This window comes from Streptomyces sp. NPDC002018 (assembly GCF_042890865.1).
In the GTDB taxonomy this organism is placed as follows: domain Bacteria; phylum Actinomycetota; class Actinomycetes; order Streptomycetales; family Streptomycetaceae; genus Streptomyces.
Genome location: NZ_JBIASO010000002.1, coordinates 373838 through 393264 on the forward strand (window position 1 = coordinate 373838; position 19427 = coordinate 393264).

Below are 19427 nucleotides of genomic sequence, written 5' to 3' on the forward strand. Positions count from 1 at the left end.
CGGCCCTTCGGTACCCCCAATTCGATGCCCGAGCTTCAAGCGAGGAATGTCTTTCGCAGCGTCGTGCGTTTGGTTCGTGCGGGCGCGTGGTGGTGGTCCTGCCCCCTACTCTGAGGGGTGACAGGCTGCTCAGAGAAGGGCGAGGCCATGCCATCTGACGCTACCCCGGACCCGTACGCCAACCCGATCGCTTTCGGGCAGAGGCTCAAGATCCTCCGCACCCGTCGTGGCATGACCCGCGCGCAACTCGGGGGCCTGGTGGGCGACAAGTCCGCCTCGTGGGTCCGTGCCATGGAGGAAGGCCGGCTCCGGACCCCCAAGCTGGAGACGTTGTTGCGCCTGGCGGAAGTCCTGCGGGTCGGGGATCTCTCCGAACTCACAGGTGACCTCTCCGTGCCCGTGGCCCTGTTCACGGGCCCCGGTCACCCCCGCCTCGCCGCGGTCAAGGCGGCCATCGACGCGTTCCCCCTCACGACCGCACGCGAAGCGCCTCCGACCGCCCATATCCAGGCCCGCCTCGCCCGTGCGTGGAAGGCGCGGCACTCCGCCCCGCACCATCGGGAGGTCGTCGGGGCGCTGCTGCCGGATCTGATCCGGGACGCCCAGCTTGCCGTACGCCAGGCCGGACATGCGGATGAACGCCGGGCGGCGTCGGCGGCTCTCAGCGAGGTGTACAGCCTCAGCCAGTTCTTCGTGGCCTACCAGCCGGACGCACCTCTGCTGTGGCGGATCGCCGAGCGCGGCATGGTCGCCGCGCAGGAGTCCGAGGACCCTCATGCCATCGGTGTCGCGGCATGGCTCACCGCACAGGCCCACCGGGACTCGGGCCCCGGCCACTACGACGCCGCGGACGCGGTGAACACGGAGGCGCTGGCCTACCTCAGGCCGCTCCTCCCTGACGCCTCGGACGAGGTCCTCGCCATTGCCGGAGCCCTGACCTTCGAGGCGGGATACACGGCCGCCCGCCGGCGTGAGACGGGTACGGCCTGGCGCTACTGGGACCAGGCGTGCACCATGGCCAGCCGGCTCCCCGCCGACTACTTCCACCCCGTGACGAGCTTCTCCCAGGCCATCATGGGCGCGCACGCCGTCACTGTGGCCGTCGAACTGCACGCCGGCGGTGAGTCGGTGCGTCAGGCCACGAAGTCCGACGCCGGCACGATCCCGTCCCGGCCGCGCCGTGCCCGCCACCGGATCGAGGAGGCGCGCGGCTACCGGTTGGACGGACAGCCGGACGTCGCCCTCGACACCCTGGCCCGCGCGCACGAGGCCGCCCCGGAAACGATCAAGTACAACGGTTACGCGAAGGCCATCGTCATCGAGGAGACCGAATCGAAGGTCCCGGCGCGGCAGCGGCGGGCCTCCGAACTCGCCGTCAAACTGGGGCTGCTGTCGGCCTGACCGAGGGCGCACATTCTGTGCGCCTGCTCCCCGCCGACCGCTCCTACCGTCGTCGGAGCAGAAGAACCACCGACGACGGGGACGTTCGCGCAGTCCGCGACCGGGACCACGCTGCCTGAACGCCGACGCGCGTGCACGGCCCGCGTTCGGCCCGCGCGTCCCCGTGAGAGCCTCTGCGGCCGTCCCCACGGCACCAGAGGCAGCCACCACGCGAGGAGCGCCGACATGCCCGAATCCGCCATCAGCCCCGCAGAGCCGGACACCGGTTCCCCGCCGCTCGACTTCGCCACCATGCTCGACACCGCCCGGCGCGTCGTCGGCTCCGGGGCCGGCGCGCTTGACGCGGAGACCGCCACGCTCCTGCTGCGGGGCCACCTCGCCCTGCTGGTTCCGGAGGCGCAGGACCGGCTCGGGCGCCTCGCGGACGCGGCCGTCGGGGAGGCCCGGCGGTGTCTGGACGCCGGGTCCGGTCCGCTCGGGGCGGGGCGTCACGCGTACGACCTGGCGCGGTCCGTGATCGCCCTGTGCGCCCACCTGGGGCACGGCCACAAGGGGATGCGCGACGAGCCCGGGGGCCGCGAGCCGTGGGGCCGGGAGCCGTGGACGCCGCCGGTCGGTACGACCGTGGAACTGGTGCCCGTCGGGCGTCACTGGGACGCCGTACGGGTGCGGTCCCACATCGGTGAGCGCGTGATCGAGCGCCTCGGCGCCGACAGCGGCGCGGTCATCGAGGACTGGCACGGCCGGGTCCTCTACTGGCTGGTCCCCCTCGGCACCGCCGACACATGGGACCTGCCCCTGTCGGTGGTCGTACCGCTGGGCGTCGCCACCTTCGTCGCGGTGCCGCCCGTGAGTTACACGGACGAGGAACGTCTGCGCTGGATCGTCCCGCTTACCGCCACGCGCTATCTGACCGATCCCGAACTGCTGCACCACGCGCTCACCACGGAGATCTCCGTGACGGCCGGCCCCCGCTGAGACCGTCCGGCAGTGACCGACCCCACGACACACTGGCACGGCTACGCCTGGAACGGCCCCCGGTGCCGGCCCGGGAGCGACCCGAAGCCCCGCCTCATACCCGAGCACACCCAACCACTCACCCCCGACGCCCAGTTGCAGCGCATCGCCGAGACCGCCACCGTCCTCACCACACACCACACCGCCGACCAGGCCTACGCCTGGCTGGAGACCACCCTCCAGGAGTACCCCCGCGCCGCCAGAACCCCGCTCCCCGAAGACGTACTCGCCCAGGCACGGGAACGACTCGACCACGGCAGGGAAGTCGACTGGTTCTACTACTCCGTCGACGGCCGCTACATCACCCGCACCCTCGACATCTGCCCAGGCCCCCGCGCCCTTGCTCCACGACAGCCCTGCGGCGGCTGCCCAGACCCCCCGTAGGCGGGCGGGCCCCGTTGTATACGGCCTTCTGCCAGAGGTCTTGACAAGTCGATTGGTCTGGACCACCTTTACGCCCGACGGTGGCCACCGTTCCCCCTCTCGGTACCTCCATCCCCGAACCCCCAGCGGAGGCAGCAAGTGGAACGTGCACCAGGCGGCAGAGGTCGTATACGTACCTGGATCGGCGGCGCGGTGGCCGTGCTGGCCGCCGGGGCGCTGAGTGTGACCGGGCTTTCCGGGAGTGCGCAGGCCGCCGATGTGAATGTCGCCAAGAACGCGGGCTACGAGTCCGGGCTCGCCAACTGGACCTGTTCGGCGGGCAGCGGGGCCACGGTCGGCTCGCCCGTCCACGGTGGCGCCACCGCCCTCAGGGGCACGCCCGCGGGCCAGGACAACGCCAAGTGCGCCCAGGCCGTCGCCGTGCAGCCCAACTCGACGTACACGCTGAGCGCGTGGGTGCAGGGCGGATACGCGTACCTCGGGGCCGAGGGGACCGGCACCACCGATGTGTCGACCTGGACTCCCGACAGCTCCGGCTGGAAGCAGCTCACGACCACGTTCAGGACCGGTGCCTCCACCCGGTCCGTGACCGTCTACACCCACGGCTGGTACGGCCAGGCCCCCTACTACGCCGACGACCTCTCCGTCTTCGGCCCCGACGGCGGTGGCGGCACCGACCCCGGTCCGCAGATCCCCGCCGCGCCCGCCGGTCTCGCCGTCGGCTCCGTGACCTCGTCGTCCGTGACGCTCAACTGGAACGGTGTGTCCGGGGCGACCGGATACAACGTCTACCGGGGCGGTACGAGGGTCCAGTCGGCGACCGGCACCTCCACGACCGTGACCGGGCTGGCCGCGAACACCTCGTACGACTTCCAGGTGAGCGCGACCAACGCGGCCGGTGAGTCCACGCGGTCCGCCACGGTCACCGGCAGGACCGCGCAGCAGGGCGGCGGCAATCCGGGCAACCCCGCCGTGCCGAAGCACGCGCTGACCGGCTACTGGCAGAACTTCAACAACGGCGCGGCCGTCCAGAAGCTCCGTGACGTCCAGTCGCAGTACGACATCATCGCCGTGTCGTTCGCCGACGCGACGGCCACGCCCGGTCAGATCACCTTCAACCTCGACCCGGCCGTCGGCTACGCCTCGGTGGCCGACTTCAAGGCGGACATCGCCGCGAAGAAGTCCGCGGGCAAGTCGGTGATCATCTCGGTCGGCGGTGAGAAGGGCAACGTCACCATCAACAGTGACGCCTCCGCCACCGCCTTCGCCAACAGCACCTACGCGCTGATGCAGGAGTACGGCTTCAGCGGGGTCGACATCGACCTCGAACACGGCATCAACTCGACCTATCTGACGAAGGCGCTGCGGCAGCTCTCCGCGAAGGCCGGCAGCGGACTGGTGCTGACGATGGCGCCGCAGACGATCGACATGCAGTCGACGTCGGGCGAGTACTTCAAGACGGCGCTGAACGTGAAGGACATCCTCACGGTCGTCAATATGCAGTACTACAACAGCGGTTCGATGCTCGGCTGCGACGGCAAGGTCTACTCACAGGGCTCGGTGGACTTCCTCACCGCCCTCGCCTGCATCCAGCTCGAAGGCGGCCTCGACCCGTCGCAGGTCGGTCTCGGAGTGCCCGCCTCCACGCGGGGCGCGGGCAGCGGCTATGTCGACCCGTCCATCGTGAAGAACGCGCTGGACTGCCTCGCCCGGGGCACCAACTGCGGTTCCTTCAAGCCCTCCAGGACGTACCCGGGTATCCGTGGCGCCATGACCTGGTCGACCAACTGGGACGCGACGGCGGGCAACGCCTGGTCCAACGCGGTGGGCCCGCACGTGCACGGCCTGCCGTAGCACCCGCCCGTACCGGCCGTGCCGCCGCTCCCCCGGCGGCACGGCCAGGCCCCCAAGCCCCCCACAGGGCCGGCAGCGCCGTCGAACCCCACCCGACGGCGCTGCCGTGTGTCCGGCCCGGCTCGGCTCCGTACCGCGCGGGCTCGCCCCCGTACCGCACGCGGGGCCGGGGCGGGGCGGCACGCACCGGGGCGGGACGGCACGGGGGCGGCGGTCATCGGGGGGGGGCGGTCACCGGGGAGCTACCAGGGAATGTCCCGTACCTGCTGCACACACAGCACGACGAACAGCAGCCCGGCCGCCGCGAGCATCACATTGCTCAGCACACCGTTGCGCCATTCGGCCGGTGTACGGGAGGAGTTGAGCAGCCAGATCAGGGTGAGCGCCAGGAACGGCATGAAGAACGCGCCCAGCACGCCGTACACCACGACCAGCCCGAACGGCTCGTCGAGGAAGAGCAGCGAGATCGGCGGGAAGGTCAGCCAGAGCAGATACGCGCGGAAGGGCACCGAGCGCTCCCGTTCCCCGGTCGCGACCTCCGCCGCCGCGCCCTCGCTCCCCTCGCCGGAACCCCCCGTCCGGTCCTGGCGCTCCTCGCGCAGGCGCTCCACGAAGTCGGCGAACATCAGGCTCACCCCGTGCCAGACCCCGATCAGCGACGAGAAGGACGTGGCGAAGAAACCGATCAGGAAGAGCTTCGCGGTGAAGGTGCCGAAGCGGTCCTCCAGGATCGTGCCGAGATCGATCAGCCCCTGGTCGCCCGAGGTGAGGGCGATACGGGTGGAGTGCAGCAGCTCGGCGCCGATGATCAGCATGGCGATGACGAAGAGTCCCGTGGTGAGGTACGCGACGCGGTTGTCCAGGCGCATCACCTTCATCCAGCCCGCGTTGGTCCAGCCCTTGGCGTTCACCCAGTACCCGTACGCGGCCATGGTGATCGTGCCGCCCACCCCGCCGATCAGCCCCAGGGTGTAGAGCAGCGAGCCGTCCGGCAGGACCGGGGCGAGACCCGCGAACGCGGCGCCGAGGTCGGGGGCTACACGGACCGCCACATACATGACCACCACGAACATCACGCCGATCAGGACCGTCATGGCCTTCTCGAAGACGGCGTACTGGTTGAACCAGACGAAGACCAGGCCGATCAGACCGGTGATGACCGCCCAGGTCTTGAGGCCGGGGCCGTCGGGGAACAGCGCGACGATCGGCAGGGCGCTGGAGGACATGGCCGTGGCGCCGTAGACGAATCCCCACACCATGACGTATCCGGCGAAGTACACGGTGGTCCAGCGGCCGAGGCTGCGCCAGCCCTCGAAGAGCGTACGGCCGGTGGCGAGATGCCAGCGGCCCGCCGCCTCGGCGAGGGAGATCTTCACGACGCAGCCGATCACCGCCGCCCACAGCAGGGTGTAGCCGAACTTGCTGCCCGCGATGAGGGTCGCGACCAGATCGCCCGCGCCGACACCGGTCGCCGCGACGACGATCCCGGGGCCGATATAGGTCCAACTCGACCTGCGCGGCCGGGAGACGGCCTCACCGGCCCCGATGCCTGCCCCGGTGCCCGCTCCGGCGCCTGCTGGGGTGCCGACTCCGGCACCGGCCCCGGTGCCTGCTCCGGCTCCGGTGCCGGGACCCGTGTCCGTCGCATCCCCGGCGCCCGTCGCATCCCCGGCGCCCGAGGTGTCCGTGGTGTCCGCCATTCGTCTTGTCGCCTCTCACTCGACCCCCCTCACGTGACCCACGTCACCAAAGCGGAGCGGCAGTGATCACGCAAGACCGCGTCGGGCCCGGGGACGGAGGAGCAACGGGTGACACACGGGTGACGGGTACGGTGCGGGCGCCGGGCGCGGTCCGGGGGCCCCTGCCAGGGGAGTTGACGCCGGTGCGGCGGCGGACGAGCATTCCTGGTGGGTTCCGGATCCGGTGGATCGCGTGGCCGTGACGGGAACGGGGTGTCGCCGCCACGCGTGTTATCCACCGGCCACCGGAATCGACGGGGGATCTGCGGGGGGAGTTTCGGCATGTCCGGGGTGAAGATCGAACGGCTGGGGACGGACGACCCGGAGTCTCTGGGCCCGTACCGGATCATCGGCAGACTGGGCTCGGGCGGGATGGGCCGGATCTATCTGGCCCGCTCCGGCCGACGGCTGGTGGCGGTCAAGACGCTGCTCGCCGAGGGGCACGTCGACGACGCCGACCGGCGGCGGTTCGCCCGTGAGGTGGCCGTGGCCCAGCGGGTCGACAGCGGGTTCACGGCGCGGGTCCTGGACGCCGACGCCGGGGCCGCCCGGCCCTGGATGGCCATCGAGTACATCGCCGCGCCGCCCCTGTCCGAACTGGTACGGAGGGCCGGTCAGCCACCGGCCTCGGCGGTGCGCTGGGTGGGGGCGGGGGTGTCCGCCGCGCTGGTCGACCTGCATGGCGCGGGCATCGTCCACCGTGACATCAAGCCCCCGAACGTCCTGCTCCCGCTGGACGGCCCGCGCGTCATCGACTTCGGGATCTCCCACGCCAGCGATCTCACCCGCACCAGTCTCACCCTCGGCACGATCGCCTTCACCTCCCCCGAGCAGGCCAGGGGCGAGCCGTCCACGGCGGCCTCCGACGTCTACTCGTTGGGCGCGACCCTCTTCCATCTCGCGGTGGGCCGGCCGCCGTACTCCCCCGACGGCGACACCCTGCGACTGCTGGCGCGGGTGGCCAGGGCCGAGCTGGATCTGACCGGGCTGCCGCGTGAGCTGGACCAGCTCATCCGGCCGTGTCTGGCCTTCGACCCGGCCGCCAGGCCCCGGCCCGCCGATGTCCTCGCGCAGTTCAAGGCCGCTCTCGTCGGGCTGCCGGTGTCGGACAGCGGGCGCCGGTGGCTGCCGCCGCGCTGGACGGCGCTGATCGAGGAGTACGACCAGCAGGGGCGGCGGCTGCGGGAGGGCGGCCCCGGCATGGCGCCCGGGGCGGACCCCGACGCCCCGACGGCGGACCAGCGCACGCACGGGGTACGGGAGCCCGGCCCGACCCGCCAGTACACCCGGGCGCGCGGCGTGGCGGCCGAGGAGGCGCTCCGGGCGGAACGGGAGAGGGCCGAGAAGGAGAAGGCGGAGAAGGAGAAGGCGGAAAGGGAGAAGGCCGAACGGGAGAAGGCCCGGCGCGAACGGGAGCGGGCCGCCCGCGAGCACGAGCGCGCGGAAGCGGAGCGGGCCGAACGCCGGGCCCAGCAGGAGCGTCTGGCCCGCGATATGGCCCGGGTGCGGGCCGACCAGGAGAAGGCCCGGCGGCAGAACGCCCCGGGCGGCCGCGGGTCACGGGCGGGATCGGCCGCAGGTCGGGGCTCCCCCGCCGGACCGGGCCCGGCGGCCGGACGGCGGGCCGGCGCGCGGGCGACCCCGTCGGCGTCCGCCTCCTCGGCCTCCACGCCCTCCTCCGCTTCGGCGCCCTCGACGTCCGCCGCGAAGAAGTCCTCCGGCGGCGGTGTGTTCCTGCTCGTCGTGGCCTTCGTCGTCATCTTCATCTGGCGCCCCTGGGAGTCCGACACCCCCGACACCTCCGCGACCTCGGGTACCTCTTCCTCGGGTACCTCGTCGAGCGGCGGGAGTTCCTACGACAGCGGCTCCTACCCCAGTGACACCGCGTCGGCCACCCCCACCCCGAGCGCCGTCGACCTCGCCTTCCGTGCCGTGGGGACCGGGGAGTGCGTCAGCTCGCACGACAACGGGTTCGGCGGCTGGAGCGACGACGCGCCGCGACAGGTCGACTGCTCGGCGCCCGACGCCTACAACCGCGTCGACCACGCCGTCTCGAACGTGACCGGCACCACCTGCGACGGAAACGACGACCAGCAGACATGGACGAACCGGGGCGACGACGATGTCGTCACCACGCTCTGTCTCTCCCGCAACTATGTCGCGGGCCAGTGTTTCGTCGCCAAGAAGAACGGCGACCGCGTCGGTGCCGGCCGGCTCCAGACCGTGTGGAACTGCTCGGCCGACACCGTGCCCAAGGGCTACGCGTACATCATGCAGATCACCGGCTACTACCGGATGCCGTCGGGCGGCGCCGATCCCACCTGCCAGGACTACTGGTGGGAAGTGGACGACAAGGAGAACTTTGTCTGCGCCAAGCCCGTCTTCTCCTGAGCCCTGTGGCTGCCGTACGGGATCGCGGCGGCCGGCGCCGGTGTCCCGGCACCTTCGCGCCGGGCCGGGTCAGGGGGTCCGGAGGTACTCCGCCAGCTTCCCGAGGAGGCGGGCGGCGCTGTCCAGGTCCTGGGCGGTGTCCGTCAGATCCCCGGCGAGCAGCTTCTCCTTCGGCCCGTCTTTCCGCTCCCCCACGGCGTCGGCCTCCGGTCCGGGAACAGTCGTGCCCCGGTACCCGGTGGGGGCCTCTCCGGCCGGCCCGTAGTAGCCGATGAAGTCGGACGCGGCGGATGCCGGAGCCCGGCCGGCACCGGCGAGGAGCCGGACCTGGCTGAGCTGGATCTCGTCGTCGCCGGAGTTGTCGGTGATGCGCAGCCGGTAGCGGCGGTAGGAGGCGGTGTTGGCGAAGGGGAAGTCCCTCGTCTCGAAGCGGCGTGTGAAGCGCTCGCCGGTACGGGTGTCGAGCGTCGTCCACGTGCTGCCGTCGTGCGAGCCCTGGAACTGCCAGTTGCGCGGATCGCGGCCCGGGGCGTCGTTGGCGGAGGTCAGCCTGTACGACGCGACGGCGGCCGGGGCCTGGAGGGTGAAGTCCAGTTCGGCGGTGTCCTCGTGCACCAGCCACTTGCTCCGGGACGTGCGGAGCACGTTCCGCGCGACCTCCCCGCCGGCCTCGAACTCGTCGCTCGCCTCCACATCGACGACCGTGTCGGTGATGTCGCGCAGTTCACCGGGCGCGGCGGGACCGTCCGCCGTCGCGACGGCGGCGGTCAGGGTGACCGAGGCCGCGTTCCCCCGGCGGTCGCTCCAGGACACCCGCTCCACGGGCATCGCCCGGCCGTCGTCGAGCAGGATGCGCAGTTCACCGGAGGGACGCCAGTGGCCGTCCTGTCCCTCCTCGGTGGAGAAGCGGTGCAGCGGAACGTCCGTAGTGCCCTCGGGGTAGGCCCAGCGGTCGGTGAGCGTGCCGCGGATCTCGCCGAGCGCGCCGTCGGCGGCCCGGTGGTGACCGTGGAAGCCGGACATGTCCGCCCGGAGCGCTATCGCCGTCTCCGCGCCGTCCGTCCCGCGCCAGGAGAGCTGCGCGGGAACCGCCCGGTCACCCCGGTCGATGTGGAAGAGCAGCCGCGAAGCGGGCTGCCACGCGGCGGAGCCGACCGGGCGCCGCTCGGTACCGAACGCGAAGACCGACCGGGTGCTCGCCCTGGCCGCCATGGCGCGCCGGGCCCGGCCGCCGTCCTGGGCGGGGTCCAGGGTGACGGTGGTCAGCCGGAGCAGCCCCTGCTCGCCGGCGGGGCTGCGTATCTCCAGGAGGTTGTCGCCCGGCGTCAGCAGGTCTCCCGGGAGGGACAGGACCCTGTCCTGGGGGACGTCGTCCCCGCCGGCCTCGGGGAATGTGAGTCCCTCCGCCACGGCCTTGCCGTTGAGCAGGACGTCCATGGGGACACCCGCGCCGAGGGTCGTCACGGTGAGGACGGCCCCGGCGACTTCCTCGTGTTCGTCCGTCGTGAAGTCGAGCTTGATGTATCCGTCGGAGCCCAGCGCGAGATGCGAGGGGGCGACCCCGCACCGATGGTACCCCACGACGGCGTTCGACAGCCGGGCCGGAGTGGTGGAGAAATCCGCGAAGACCGGTTCCATGAGCGTCCCTCAGTGATCGGGCAGTCGTGCTGCGACGGCGATCCGCGGACAACTCCCGTCCCCGGATGCCAAGAAGCTATCGGCACCCACTGACATCGCGAGGAACCACCGCCGGTCCGGCCCGTTCCGCCGGCAGCGGCGGAACGGGCCTTCGCGGCCCCGGACGGAATCGTCCGTCCGGGTGGAGCGTCTAGATGACCAGGCTCAGCAGTGCCGCCACGACGAAGCCCGCCACCGAGAGCACGGTCTCCAGGACGGTCCAGGACTTCAGGGTGTCGCGCTCCGATATCCCGAAGTACTTGGCGACCATCCAGAAGCCGCCGTCGTTGACGTGCGAGGCGAAGATGGAGCCCGCCGAGATCGCCATGATGATCAGGGCGAGATGCGCCTGCGAGAAGCCCTGGCCCTCGACCAGCGGGACGACGATCCCCGCGGTGGTCACGATCGCGACCGTCGCGGAGCCCTGGGCCACCCGCAGGACGACGGAGATCAGCCAGGCCAGCAGGATGACCGGCAGCCCCACGTCGTTGAAGGTGTCGGCGAGCGCGTCCGCGATTCCGCTGCCCTTGAGGACCGCGCCGAAGACCCCGCCCGCGCCGACGACCAGCAGGATGTTGCCGACCGGCTTGAGGGAGGAGGTGGAGACCGACTCCAGCGAGGCGCGGGACCAGCCCCGGCGCACGCCGAGCAGGTAGTACGCGAGCAGCAGCGCGATCGTCAGCGCCACGAACGGGTGGCCGAAGAACTCGATCACCGAGCGGCCGGTGGACGGATCCAGCGCGATGGACGAGAACGTCGCGAGCAGGATCAGGACCAGCGGGGTGCCGATGATCGTGAGGACGGTCGTGAGCGCGACGGGCCGCTCGCGCGGGGTGACCCCGGAGGCCCGCTGCTCGGCGGCGACGGCCTCCTTGGCCTCCGCCGCGGCCTCGACCATGTCCTGCGGGACCTCGACGAACAGCCGCTTGCCGATCCACGCGGCGTACACCCAGGCGGCGAGTACGGCCGGGACGCCGACGACGACACCCATCAGGATGACCCAGCCGAGGTCCACCCCGAAGAGCCCCGCCGCGGCGACGGGACCGGGGTGCGGGGGCAGGAACGCGTGGGTCATGGAGAGCCCGGCGAGCAGCGGCATCGCGTACAGCACGACCGACTTGCCCGAGCGCTTGGCGGCGGCGTACACGATCGGCGCGAGCACGAAGATGCCGACGTCGAAGAAGACCGGGATACCGAAGACGACACCGGTGACACCCATGGCGAGCGGGGCGCGCTTCTCACCGAAGAGGTTCAGCAGCCGGGCGCTCAGCACCTCGGCGCCGCCGGACACCTCGAGGATCGCGCCGAGCATGGTGCCCAGACCGATGATGATCGCGACATGGCCGAGGATGCCGCCCATCCCCGACTCGATCATCGAGACGGCGGCGGACTTCTGGACCGTGCCGAAGAGTTCGGTGACGGAGAGACCGGCGGCGAGGCCGACGGCTATGGAGACACCGAGGAGGGCCACGAACGGCTGGAGCCTGACCTTGATGATCAGGAGGAGAAGGAGGGCGATACCGAGGGCGGCGACGGTCAGCAGACCGGCGGTGCCGTCGATGAGGAGGAGCAGACCACCGGTGTGGGGCGGTGTCCCGGGTGGCGCGTCGGCGGCCAGGAGCATGGGGGGACCTCTGTTCTGGGGCTTGCGGCGGTACGGACGTAAAGGCATATGAGGGGGTTCGGGCGCGCGGGTACGGATACGGGCGCGCGGGATACGGCGGCACGCGGGCACGGGGGGATCGCGGTACGGCGCCGCCGGGAGGGCGGACGCCGTACCGCGCCGTGGAACGTGCCGAACGCTCAGAACGCTGAGACCATGGACGGAATGGGTCGGAGTCGGCGGGGTCGGGCGATGGATGGGGGAGGCGGGTGGACGGGCCGGGGAGACCGCTCAGCCGAGCACGGCGAGCGCGTCGATCTCGATCAACAGCCCCTTGGGCAGGCCGACATAGACCGTCGTCCGCGCGGCGGGGGCCTCCTTCAGCCCCTGCTCCTCGAAGTACGCGTTGTAGATCGCGTTCATCTCGGCGAAGTGGTCCACGTCGGTGAGGTAGACGCGCATCATCATGACGTCGTCCCAGCTCGCCCCGCCCTCCTCCAGGATGGCCCGGACATTGGCGAACGTCTGGAGGGTCTGCTCGCGCAGGGTCGGCCCGGCGACCGTGGGCGCCCGGCCCTCGACGGCGGGGAGGAAGCCGACCTGGCCCGCGACCTGGAGGATGTTCCCCTTGCGGACGCCGTGCGAGAACTTCGCCGGCGGGGCGGTGTGGGTGGCGGGCGTGAGGGCGGTCTTCTCGGTCATGGGGCACTCATCCTTTGCGCGCGTCCTTGATGGGGGTGGTGCCGGAGTACTCCCGGCTGATGGCGTCCGCGGTACGGCGTACCAGCGGAAGCAGGGTGAGGAGTTCCTCGGCGGTCACCACGACGTTCGGCGCGGAGACCGACATGGCGGCGACGGCCCGGCCGTCCGTACCGCGGATCGGGGCGCCGACGCAGTTGATGGACTCCTCGTGGCCGCCGAGGTCGGTGGCCCAGCCCTGTTCGCGGACGGTCGCCAGTTCCTTGAGGAAGGCGGCGGCGTTCGGCGTCGAACGGGCCGTGTAGGCCGGGTAGTCGAGCTTCTCCGCGACGGCGCGGCGCTCGGGCTCGGGCAGATCGGCGAGGAGCAGCTTGGCCACGGCGGCGACGGTGATGGCGACGGGCTTGCCGATCCGTGAGTACATACGCACCGGGTAGCGGCTCTCCACCTTGTCGATGTAGAGGACCTCGTTCTCCTCGTACACGGCGAGATGGACGGTGTGCCCGATCTCCTCGTTGAGCGCGGTGAGATGGGGGTGCGCGATCTCGCGTACGTCCAGGTTCTCCACGGCCTCCTGCGCCAGCGCGAAGAGGCGGGCGCCGAGGCGGTAGCGCTGGTCCTGCTGGCGGTGGACGAGTCCGTGCTCGTGGAGCGTGCGGAGCAGCCGCAGCGCGGTGGACTTGTGCACGCCGAGCCGGTCCGCGACCTGCCCGAGATCGGCGGGTCCCTGGGCGAGCAGCGGAAGGATGCTCAGCGCGCGGTCGACCGTCTGGCTCATGGGGTACGTACCTCCTGCTCCGTGGCCTCCGTCCAGCCGGGGCCGAGACGAAGTGTCCCCCACGCCTCGGCGTCGAGTCCCGCGAGCCGGTCGGCGTACGCCCGCGCGGGCGGCGCCCCGAGATCGCCGGGCACGGTGAGCGCGGCGGCGGCCATGAGATGCCCGTGCCGCAGCCGCGCGGCGGCGGGCAGGCCGCGCAGGGTGGCGGAGAGGAACCCGGCGGCGAAGGCGTCCCCGGCCCCGACGGGCGCGACGACCTCGACCCGGAGGGCGGGTACGGAGACGACGGTGTCGCCACCGGGGGCGGGCGCGGCGCCGCCGCCGGCGCCGGCCTCAGGCCAGGGGGCGCGGGCCGTGGCACCACCGGGACCGGCGCCGGGGACGGGCACGGCGCCCGGACCATCCGCGGCGGCGGCACCGGACGCGGTGCCCGGACCACAGGCGGTGGCGGAGGCGGACGCGGTTGCGGTTGCGGTTGCAGTTGCAGTTGCGGTCCCGGACGCGGAGGCGGAGGCGCGCGCCCCGGGCTCGGGCTCGCGGGTGAAGACCGTCGCCCCCGCGGCGCCGCGTTTGACCACCAGCGTCCCCGGTTCCGGCAGCGCGGCACGGATCGCCTCCGCGCCGTGCAGGTCCCACGCCGCCGCTGCCTCGTCCTCGCCGACGAACACCAGATCGGCGCCGCGCGCGAGGTCCAGCAGCACCCGGGCGCCGGAGGGGTCGCGCCACAGCCGAGGGCGGTGGTTGACGTCGAAGGAGACCAGCGGGCGCCCGGGGACGCGCGCGGTCAGCGCCCGTGTCAGCGCCAGGCAGTCGTCCGAGAGCGCGGCGGTGATGCCGGAGAGATGCAGCACCTTCCCCGACCACAGGTCCTCGGGCTCCATGGTGTCCGGGGACATCGCGGAGGCGGCGGAGCCCGTCCGGTAGTAGACGACCTCGTGCGCGTCGGTGGCGCGGTCCGTCGCCGTACGGAAGTAGACGCCGGTCGGGCGGTGCGGGTCCCTGCGGACGCCCGAGGTGTCGACCCCGTAGGCCGCGACCGCCTGCACGAGGTGGTCGCCGAAGCCGTCGGCGCCGACCCGGCTGATCCAGCTCACCCGGTGGCCGGCCGCCGCCAGCGCGCAGGCGACATTGGATTCGGCGCCGCCGATCGCGCGGTCGAACGACGGGACGTCCGCGAGCGGGCCGGGGCGCGAGGGCAGGAAGGTGACCATGGACTCACCGAGACAGACGACCTCCGTGTCCAGGCGCGGCGGGGTGTCCGCGTCCACGGTTCCGGTCACGCTGGGGCTCCTCGTCCCTCGGCCCGTTCCGGGCGATGCTCGTGGTGATGGCGACTACTTGTGGCTCGTGACAATGGCGACTGCTCATGGTGGTGGCGGCTGCTCATGGTGGTGGCGATGGCGGCGGGGTCACCATTGACCCGCTGTCGCTCGGATGTTAGACAGCGGTGAGCGATATACGCAATGGGCGTTGCAAGTATCGCAATGGCCAAGTATCGCAATGACACTGTCGAAAGACATGACACTGCCGAAACAAGGGGAGGCTCCATGGCCGCCGATGGACGTACCGACGAGCGTCTGGACCGGCGACTCGGTGACGAGCGCGTCGACCACCGCTTCAAGGGCCTCCCCCCGGACGCCGAGGGCCTCACCGTCGCCGCGCTCGCCGCCGAGCGCCGCTCCCTCTTCACCGGCGGCTTCACCACCCCCGTCCTCGCCCTCTCCGCCGAGTCCGTCGAGCACAATCTCGCCCTACTGGAGACCTACTCCGCGCGCCACGGCCTCGCCTTCGCCCCGCACGGCAAGACCTCCATGTCGCCCCAGCTCTTCGCGCGCCAGCTCGACCACGGCGCCTGGGGCATCACCGCCGCGGTCCCCCACCAGGTCCGCGTCTACCGCGCCTTCGGCATCCGGCGGATCTTCCTCGCCAACGAGCTGGTCGACGCGGCGGCCCTGCGCTGGCTCGCCGGGGAGCTGGACCGGGACCCCGGCTTCCGGTTCCTCTGCTACGTCGACTCCGTGCGCGGCGTCGAGCTGATGGACGAGGCCCTGAGGGCGGCGGCCGCCACCCGCCCGGTCGAGGTCGTGGTGGAGCTGGGCGCGGGCGAGGGCGCCAGGACCGGGGCCCGTACCGAGGCCGAGTGCGCGGCGGTCGCCGACGCGGTGGCGGCCGTGCCGACCCTGCGGCTGGCGGGCGTCGCGGGTTACGAGGGCGAGGTGCCGGCGGCCGACGGTGACAGCGTCCGCGCCTGGCTGCGCCGACTCGTCGCCCTGGCGGCCGACTTCGACAAGGCCGGCCGCTTCGGCGGTGCCGGTGCCGGTGCCGGTGCGGGTACAGATGCGGATACGGGTGCGGGTGCGGGTACGGACGCGGGTGTCCCCGACGAGATCGTCATCAGCGCGGGCGGCAGCGCCTGGTTCGACGCCGTCGCGGACGTCTTCGCGGAGATCCCCCCGCTCTCCCGTCCCGTGCTCAAGCTGCTGCGCTCGGGCGCGTACATCTCGCACGACGACGGGCACTACCGCCATCTCACCCCCTTCAACCGGGTCCCCGAGGAGGGCTCCCTCCAGCCCGCGTTCCGGCTCTGGGCCCAGGTCGTCTCCCGTCCCTCCCCCGGTCAGGCCTTCGTCAACGCGGGCAAGCGGGACGCGGCGTACGACCTGGATCTGCCCGAGGCCCAGGTCGTACGGGACGGCCGCACCGGCGAGATCCGCCCGGCGGCCGGGGTCACGGTCACGGGCCTGTCCGACCAGCACGGCTGGCTGACCACCGCCCCCGGGGCGGATCTGGAGGTCGGAGACTGGGTCGGGATGGGGCTGTCCCATCCGTGCACCTCGTTCGACAAGTGGCAGCTCATTCCGCTGGTGTCGGCGGACGGCACGGTCACGGACCTCATCCGTACGTTCTTCTGAGAGGGCCGGTCATGGATCTCGTTCTCCGGGACGCGCGTGTCATCGACGGCACCGGCGGCCCCTCGTACCGCGCGGACGTGGGCCTCACCGACGGCCGCATCGCCGCGATACGCGCGGAGGGCGCGGGCGGCGCCCGGCTCGGCGGCGCCCGGGTCCTCGACGCCGACGGGCTCGTCCTGTCCCCCGGCTTCATCGACATGCACGCGCACAGCGATCTCGCGCTGCTGCGCGACCCCGACCACTCCGCGAAGGCCGCGCAGGGCGTGACCCTCGAAGTGATCGGCCAGGACGGTCTGTCGTACGCGCCCGTCGACGACCGGACCCTGGCCGAGGTCCGGCGGACGATCACCGGCTGGAACGGCGGCGCGCCCGGCGACACGGGCGTCGACTTCGACTGGCGCACGGTCGGGGAGTATCTGGACCGCCTCGACCACGGCTTCGACGGCCGGGGCATCGCGGTCAACGCCGCGTATCTGATCCCGCAGGGCACGGTCCGTATGTACGCGGTCGGCTGGGACGACCGGCCCGCGACCGACGCCGAACTCACCCGGATGAAGCGGCTGGTGGCCGAGTCCATGGAACAGGGCGCGGTCGGGATGTCCTCCGGGCTGACCTACACGCCCGGGATGTACGCGAACGACGCCGAACTGACCGAGCTGTGCCGGGTGGTGGCGGAGTACGACGGCTATTACTGCCCGCACCACCGCTCGTACGGCGCCGGAGCCCTCCAGGCGTACGACGAGATGGTGACGCTCACCCGTCACGCGGGCTGCGCCCTCCATCTCGCCCACGCCACCATGAACTTCGGCGTCAACAAGGGGAAGGCGCCCGAACTGCTCGCCCTGCTCGACCGGGCGCTGGAGACGGGCGCGGACATCTCCCTCGACACCTATCCGTACACCCCCGGCTGCACCACGCTCGTCGCGATGCTGCCGAGCTGGGCGAACGAGGGCGGTCCCGACACCGTGCTGGAGCGGCTCCGCGACGACACCGCCGCCGAGCGGATCCGCCACCATCTGGAGGTGGTGGGCTCCGACGGCTGCCACGGGGTGCCCATCGAGTGGGACACGATCGAGATCTCCGGTGTCTCGGCGCCGGAGCTGGCGGACCATGTGGGCCGTACGGTCGCGGAGTCGGCGGGCGCGCGCGGCGAGAGCCCCTGGACGACGGCCCGCCGGCTGCTGATCGACGACCGGCTGGCCCCGACGATCCTCCAGCACGTGGGCCACGAGGAGAACGTCCGCGCGATCATGCGCCACCGGGTCCACACGGGCGGCAGCGACGGCATCCTCCAGGGCGCCAAGCCGCACCCGCGCGCCTACGGCACCTTCCCCCAGTATCTGGGCCGGTACGCGCGTGACCTGGGCGTGCTGTCGCTGGAGGAGTGCGTGGCCCATCTGACCTCGCGCCCGGCCGCGCGGCTGCGCCTGCCCGACCGCGGTCTGGTCCGGGAGGGGTACCGGGCCGATCTGGTCCTCTTCGACCCGGCCACGGTCGCGGCGGGCTCGACCTTCGCGTCACCGCGCGTGCTGCCGACCGGTATCCCGTACGTACTGATCGACGGCCGCTTCGTGATCGAGGACGGCCGCCGCACGGACGTCCTGGCGGGCCGCTCCGTACGCCGGACACCGGGGCGGTAGACCGGCCGGGCCCCGTGGAAAGCGCCCTCCGCCCCGGACCGGCGGAACCCCTCGGCGAGGTTCACCGGCCCGGGGCGGGAGAACGGCGGGAGAGCCGGGGGAGGACGGCGGGAGGGCGCTTTCGGGAAGTCTCACCAGGTGGTGAAGAGAAGGCCGACGAGCCGCCCGTCCTCGCCCCTCGCCTCGAACCCCGTCATGCTGATGTCGAAATACACCGGGAACGCCAGCACGTTCGCACCGGTCTCCGGATCGACGACCTCGTCGGTCCAGTTGCCCCTTCTGGAGAGCGCGTCCCCGGACAGCAGTTCCTTCTCCGTCCTGAGGAGGAACTCGCTCCGGTCGTCCCCCCAGTGGGGAAGCGTCGCGCGACTCGCGCGTTCGCTCCACAGACAGGCGTAGCTCTCGAACACCGGGCCTCCGCCGTCATAGCCGTCGTCCCAGCTCGACGCGGCCAGCGGTCCGGGTTCCGCGAGAGGAATGAAGAGCGAGGTCACGTAGTACCGCGGACCGTTGTCCTCGTCCTCCCACGGGACGCTGCCCGCGTACACGGGATACGTCCCGTCCGGCACCGGGTGGGAACGCCCGCCCCCCTCGTTCTCGTAGGCGGGGGACGTCCATCGCACGGTGCCGCCCGCCACCACGAGATCTCCGGCCCGGTCGATCAGCGGGGGCGGGCCGGGCTGGGAGTCGATCCTGTCGCCGGGCCAGGTCCCGCTGATGAACCCCGGTACGAACGCGTCCATGTTCCTGTTCACGACGCGACTCTTCCACGCCCGTGGACCGCCCTCAACTCGCAGGCGCGGAAGGGGGGTTCGGGACGCCCGCGGGACGTCCGGTCCGCGGGGAGCGGGGGCTCGGGCTCAGGCCGAGGCCAGGCGCAGGACCAGGGCCGCGACCGCCAGCAGGAAGATGACGACGACCGGGGCGATCGCGTAGTCCTTCACGCGCAGGTGGGTGATGGCGGCGCCGATGAAGTAGAGGATCACGCCGATCGCGGCGGCCACGCCCAGCGGGACGACCCAGAGCCCCACCACCAGGCCCACCGCGCCCGCCGCCTTGAGCGCGGCGAGGCGCGGGAACCAGGAGTCGGGGACGCCCAGCGAGGACATCGAACCGACGACCGCCTCCTGCCGGGTGAAGGTGGCGAAGGCGGAGCCCGTCAGGACGGCGGCGAGCAGGATGCCGACAACGGCGTAGGCGATGAACACGGAGGACCTCTCGGAGGTGTGCGGGGAAGACCACAGAGGGGCCACCGGTCGCGGGCCCCCGCCCAACGTGCCGGAGTCCGGCGCGCGGAGGAACACCGGGCTGAGGCTAGTAGTGACAGGGCTA

15 protein-coding genes are annotated in these 19427 nt (G+C 72.0%); 7 read left to right on the forward strand and 8 right to left on the reverse strand.

Annotated features, from left to right (window positions below; all coding sequences use genetic code 11):
- The first annotated feature begins 147 nt into the window (after window positions 1–147).
- From ACFYYH_RS05165 to ACFYYH_RS05180, 4 genes are all read left to right on the forward strand, one after another.
- Window positions 148–1401, forward strand: coding sequence for a helix-turn-helix domain-containing protein (locus tag ACFYYH_RS05165; RefSeq protein WP_388546058.1), 1254 nt, complete (start codon window positions 148–150; stop codon window positions 1399–1401).
- A 225-nt stretch (window positions 1402–1626) separates the two neighbouring features.
- Window positions 1627–2379: a DUF6415 family natural product biosynthesis protein gene (locus ACFYYH_RS05170; RefSeq protein ID WP_388546060.1), complete on the forward strand. Its 753-nt coding sequence runs from the start codon at window positions 1627–1629 to the stop codon at window positions 2377–2379.
- Window positions 2380–2391: 12 nt separating this feature from the next.
- On the forward strand, window positions 2392–2802 hold the full coding sequence (locus tag ACFYYH_RS05175) for a hypothetical protein (RefSeq protein ID WP_388546062.1): 411 nt from the start codon (window positions 2392–2394) through the stop codon (window positions 2800–2802).
- 138 nt (window positions 2803–2940) lie between these two features.
- A complete protein-coding gene (locus ACFYYH_RS05180) occupies window positions 2941–4656 on the forward strand; it encodes a chitinase (RefSeq protein ID WP_388546064.1) in 1716 nt (571 codons plus the stop codon).
- Window positions 4657–4898: 242 nt separating this feature from the next.
- Here ACFYYH_RS05180 and ACFYYH_RS05185 read toward each other — a convergent pair whose 3' ends face one another.
- Complete coding sequence (locus ACFYYH_RS05185) at window positions 4899–6356, reverse strand: Nramp family divalent metal transporter (protein ID WP_388546066.1); 1458 nt, start codon at window positions 6354–6356, stop codon at window positions 4899–4901.
- Between the two features lie 321 nt (window positions 6357–6677).
- Here ACFYYH_RS05185 and ACFYYH_RS05190 point away from each other — a divergent pair, with 321 nt between their 5' ends.
- Window positions 6678–8786 (forward strand): serine/threonine-protein kinase, encoded by a 2109-nt coding sequence (locus ACFYYH_RS05190; RefSeq protein WP_388546069.1) that lies wholly within the window; start codon window positions 6678–6680, stop codon window positions 8784–8786.
- 69 nt (window positions 8787–8855) lie between these two features.
- Here the strand turns inward: ACFYYH_RS05190 and ACFYYH_RS05195 are convergent, their stop codons facing one another.
- From ACFYYH_RS05195 to ACFYYH_RS05215, 5 genes are all read right to left on the reverse strand, one after another.
- Window positions 8856–10424, reverse strand: a complete 1569-nt coding sequence (locus ACFYYH_RS05195) for an alpha-1,2-mannosidase (RefSeq protein WP_388546072.1) — start codon at window positions 10422–10424, stop codon at window positions 8856–8858.
- Window positions 10425–10614: 190 nt separating this feature from the next.
- Window positions 10615–12087: a GntP family permease gene (locus ACFYYH_RS05200; RefSeq protein WP_388546075.1), complete on the reverse strand. Its 1473-nt coding sequence runs from the start codon at window positions 12085–12087 to the stop codon at window positions 10615–10617.
- A 270-nt stretch (window positions 12088–12357) separates the two neighbouring features.
- Entirely contained in the window at window positions 12358–12768 is a 411-nt protein-coding gene (locus tag ACFYYH_RS05205; protein ID WP_388546077.1) for a RidA family protein, read from the reverse strand.
- 7 nt (window positions 12769–12775) lie between these two features.
- On the reverse strand, window positions 12776–13543 hold the full coding sequence (locus ACFYYH_RS05210; protein ID WP_388546080.1) for an IclR family transcriptional regulator: 768 nt from the start codon (window positions 13541–13543) through the stop codon (window positions 12776–12778).
- Window positions 13540–14823, reverse strand: a complete 1284-nt coding sequence (locus ACFYYH_RS05215; RefSeq protein WP_388546082.1) for a sugar kinase — start codon at window positions 14821–14823, stop codon at window positions 13540–13542. Before ACFYYH_RS05215 ends, ACFYYH_RS05210 begins: the two co-directional genes overlap by 4 nt.
- Window positions 14824–15090: 267 nt before the next feature.
- Here ACFYYH_RS05215 and ACFYYH_RS05220 point away from each other — a divergent pair, with 267 nt between their 5' ends.
- Together ACFYYH_RS05220 and ACFYYH_RS05225 are read left to right on the forward strand one after the other, a co-directional pair.
- Complete coding sequence (locus ACFYYH_RS05220; protein WP_388546085.1) at window positions 15091–16455, forward strand: amino acid deaminase; 1365 nt, start codon at window positions 15091–15093, stop codon at window positions 16453–16455.
- An 11-nt stretch (window positions 16456–16466) separates the two neighbouring features.
- Window positions 16467–18095, forward strand: coding sequence for an amidohydrolase family protein (locus ACFYYH_RS05225; RefSeq protein ID WP_388546087.1), 1629 nt, complete (start codon window positions 16467–16469; stop codon window positions 18093–18095).
- 131 nt (window positions 18096–18226) lie between these two features.
- Here the strand turns inward: ACFYYH_RS05225 and ACFYYH_RS05230 are convergent, their stop codons facing one another.
- Together ACFYYH_RS05230 and ACFYYH_RS05235 are read right to left on the reverse strand one after the other, a co-directional pair.
- The gene (locus ACFYYH_RS05230; protein WP_388546090.1) at window positions 18227–18850 is read right to left on the reverse strand and encodes a hypothetical protein; all 624 of its coding nucleotides are present in this window, start codon (window positions 18848–18850) and stop codon (window positions 18227–18229) included.
- 105 nt (window positions 18851–18955) lie between these two features.
- Entirely contained in the window at window positions 18956–19303 is a 348-nt protein-coding gene (locus ACFYYH_RS05235) for a DoxX family protein (RefSeq protein WP_388546092.1), read from the reverse strand.
- Window positions 19304–19427: the final 124 nt, after the last annotated feature.

Coding starts and splice junctions, on each gene's coding strand:
- ACFYYH_RS05210 (WP_388546080.1), bottom strand. CDS start 13,543: ATGAGCCAGACGGTCGACCGCGCGCTGAGCATCCTTCCGCTGCTCGCC.
- ACFYYH_RS05190 (WP_388546069.1), top strand. CDS start 6,678: ATGTCCGGGGTGAAGATCGAACGGCTGGGGACGGACGACCCGGAGTCT.
- ACFYYH_RS05195 (WP_388546072.1), bottom strand. CDS start 10,424: ATGGAACCGGTCTTCGCGGATTTCTCCACCACTCCGGCCCGGCTGTCG.
- ACFYYH_RS05220 (WP_388546085.1), top strand. CDS start 15,091: ATGGCCGCCGATGGACGTACCGACGAGCGTCTGGACCGGCGACTCGGT.
- ACFYYH_RS05205 (WP_388546077.1), bottom strand. CDS start 12,768: ATGACCGAGAAGACCGCCCTCACGCCCGCCACCCACACCGCCCCGCCG.
- ACFYYH_RS05200 (WP_388546075.1), bottom strand. CDS start 12,087: ATGCTCCTGGCCGCCGACGCGCCACCCGGGACACCGCCCCACACCGGT.
- ACFYYH_RS05225 (WP_388546087.1), top strand. CDS start 16,467: ATGGATCTCGTTCTCCGGGACGCGCGTGTCATCGACGGCACCGGCGGC.
- ACFYYH_RS05165 (WP_388546058.1), top strand. CDS start 148: ATGCCATCTGACGCTACCCCGGACCCGTACGCCAACCCGATCGCTTTC.
- ACFYYH_RS05170 (WP_388546060.1), top strand. CDS start 1,627: ATGCCCGAATCCGCCATCAGCCCCGCAGAGCCGGACACCGGTTCCCCG.
- ACFYYH_RS05185 (WP_388546066.1), bottom strand. CDS start 6,356: ATGGCGGACACCACGGACACCTCGGGCGCCGGGGATGCGACGGGCGCC.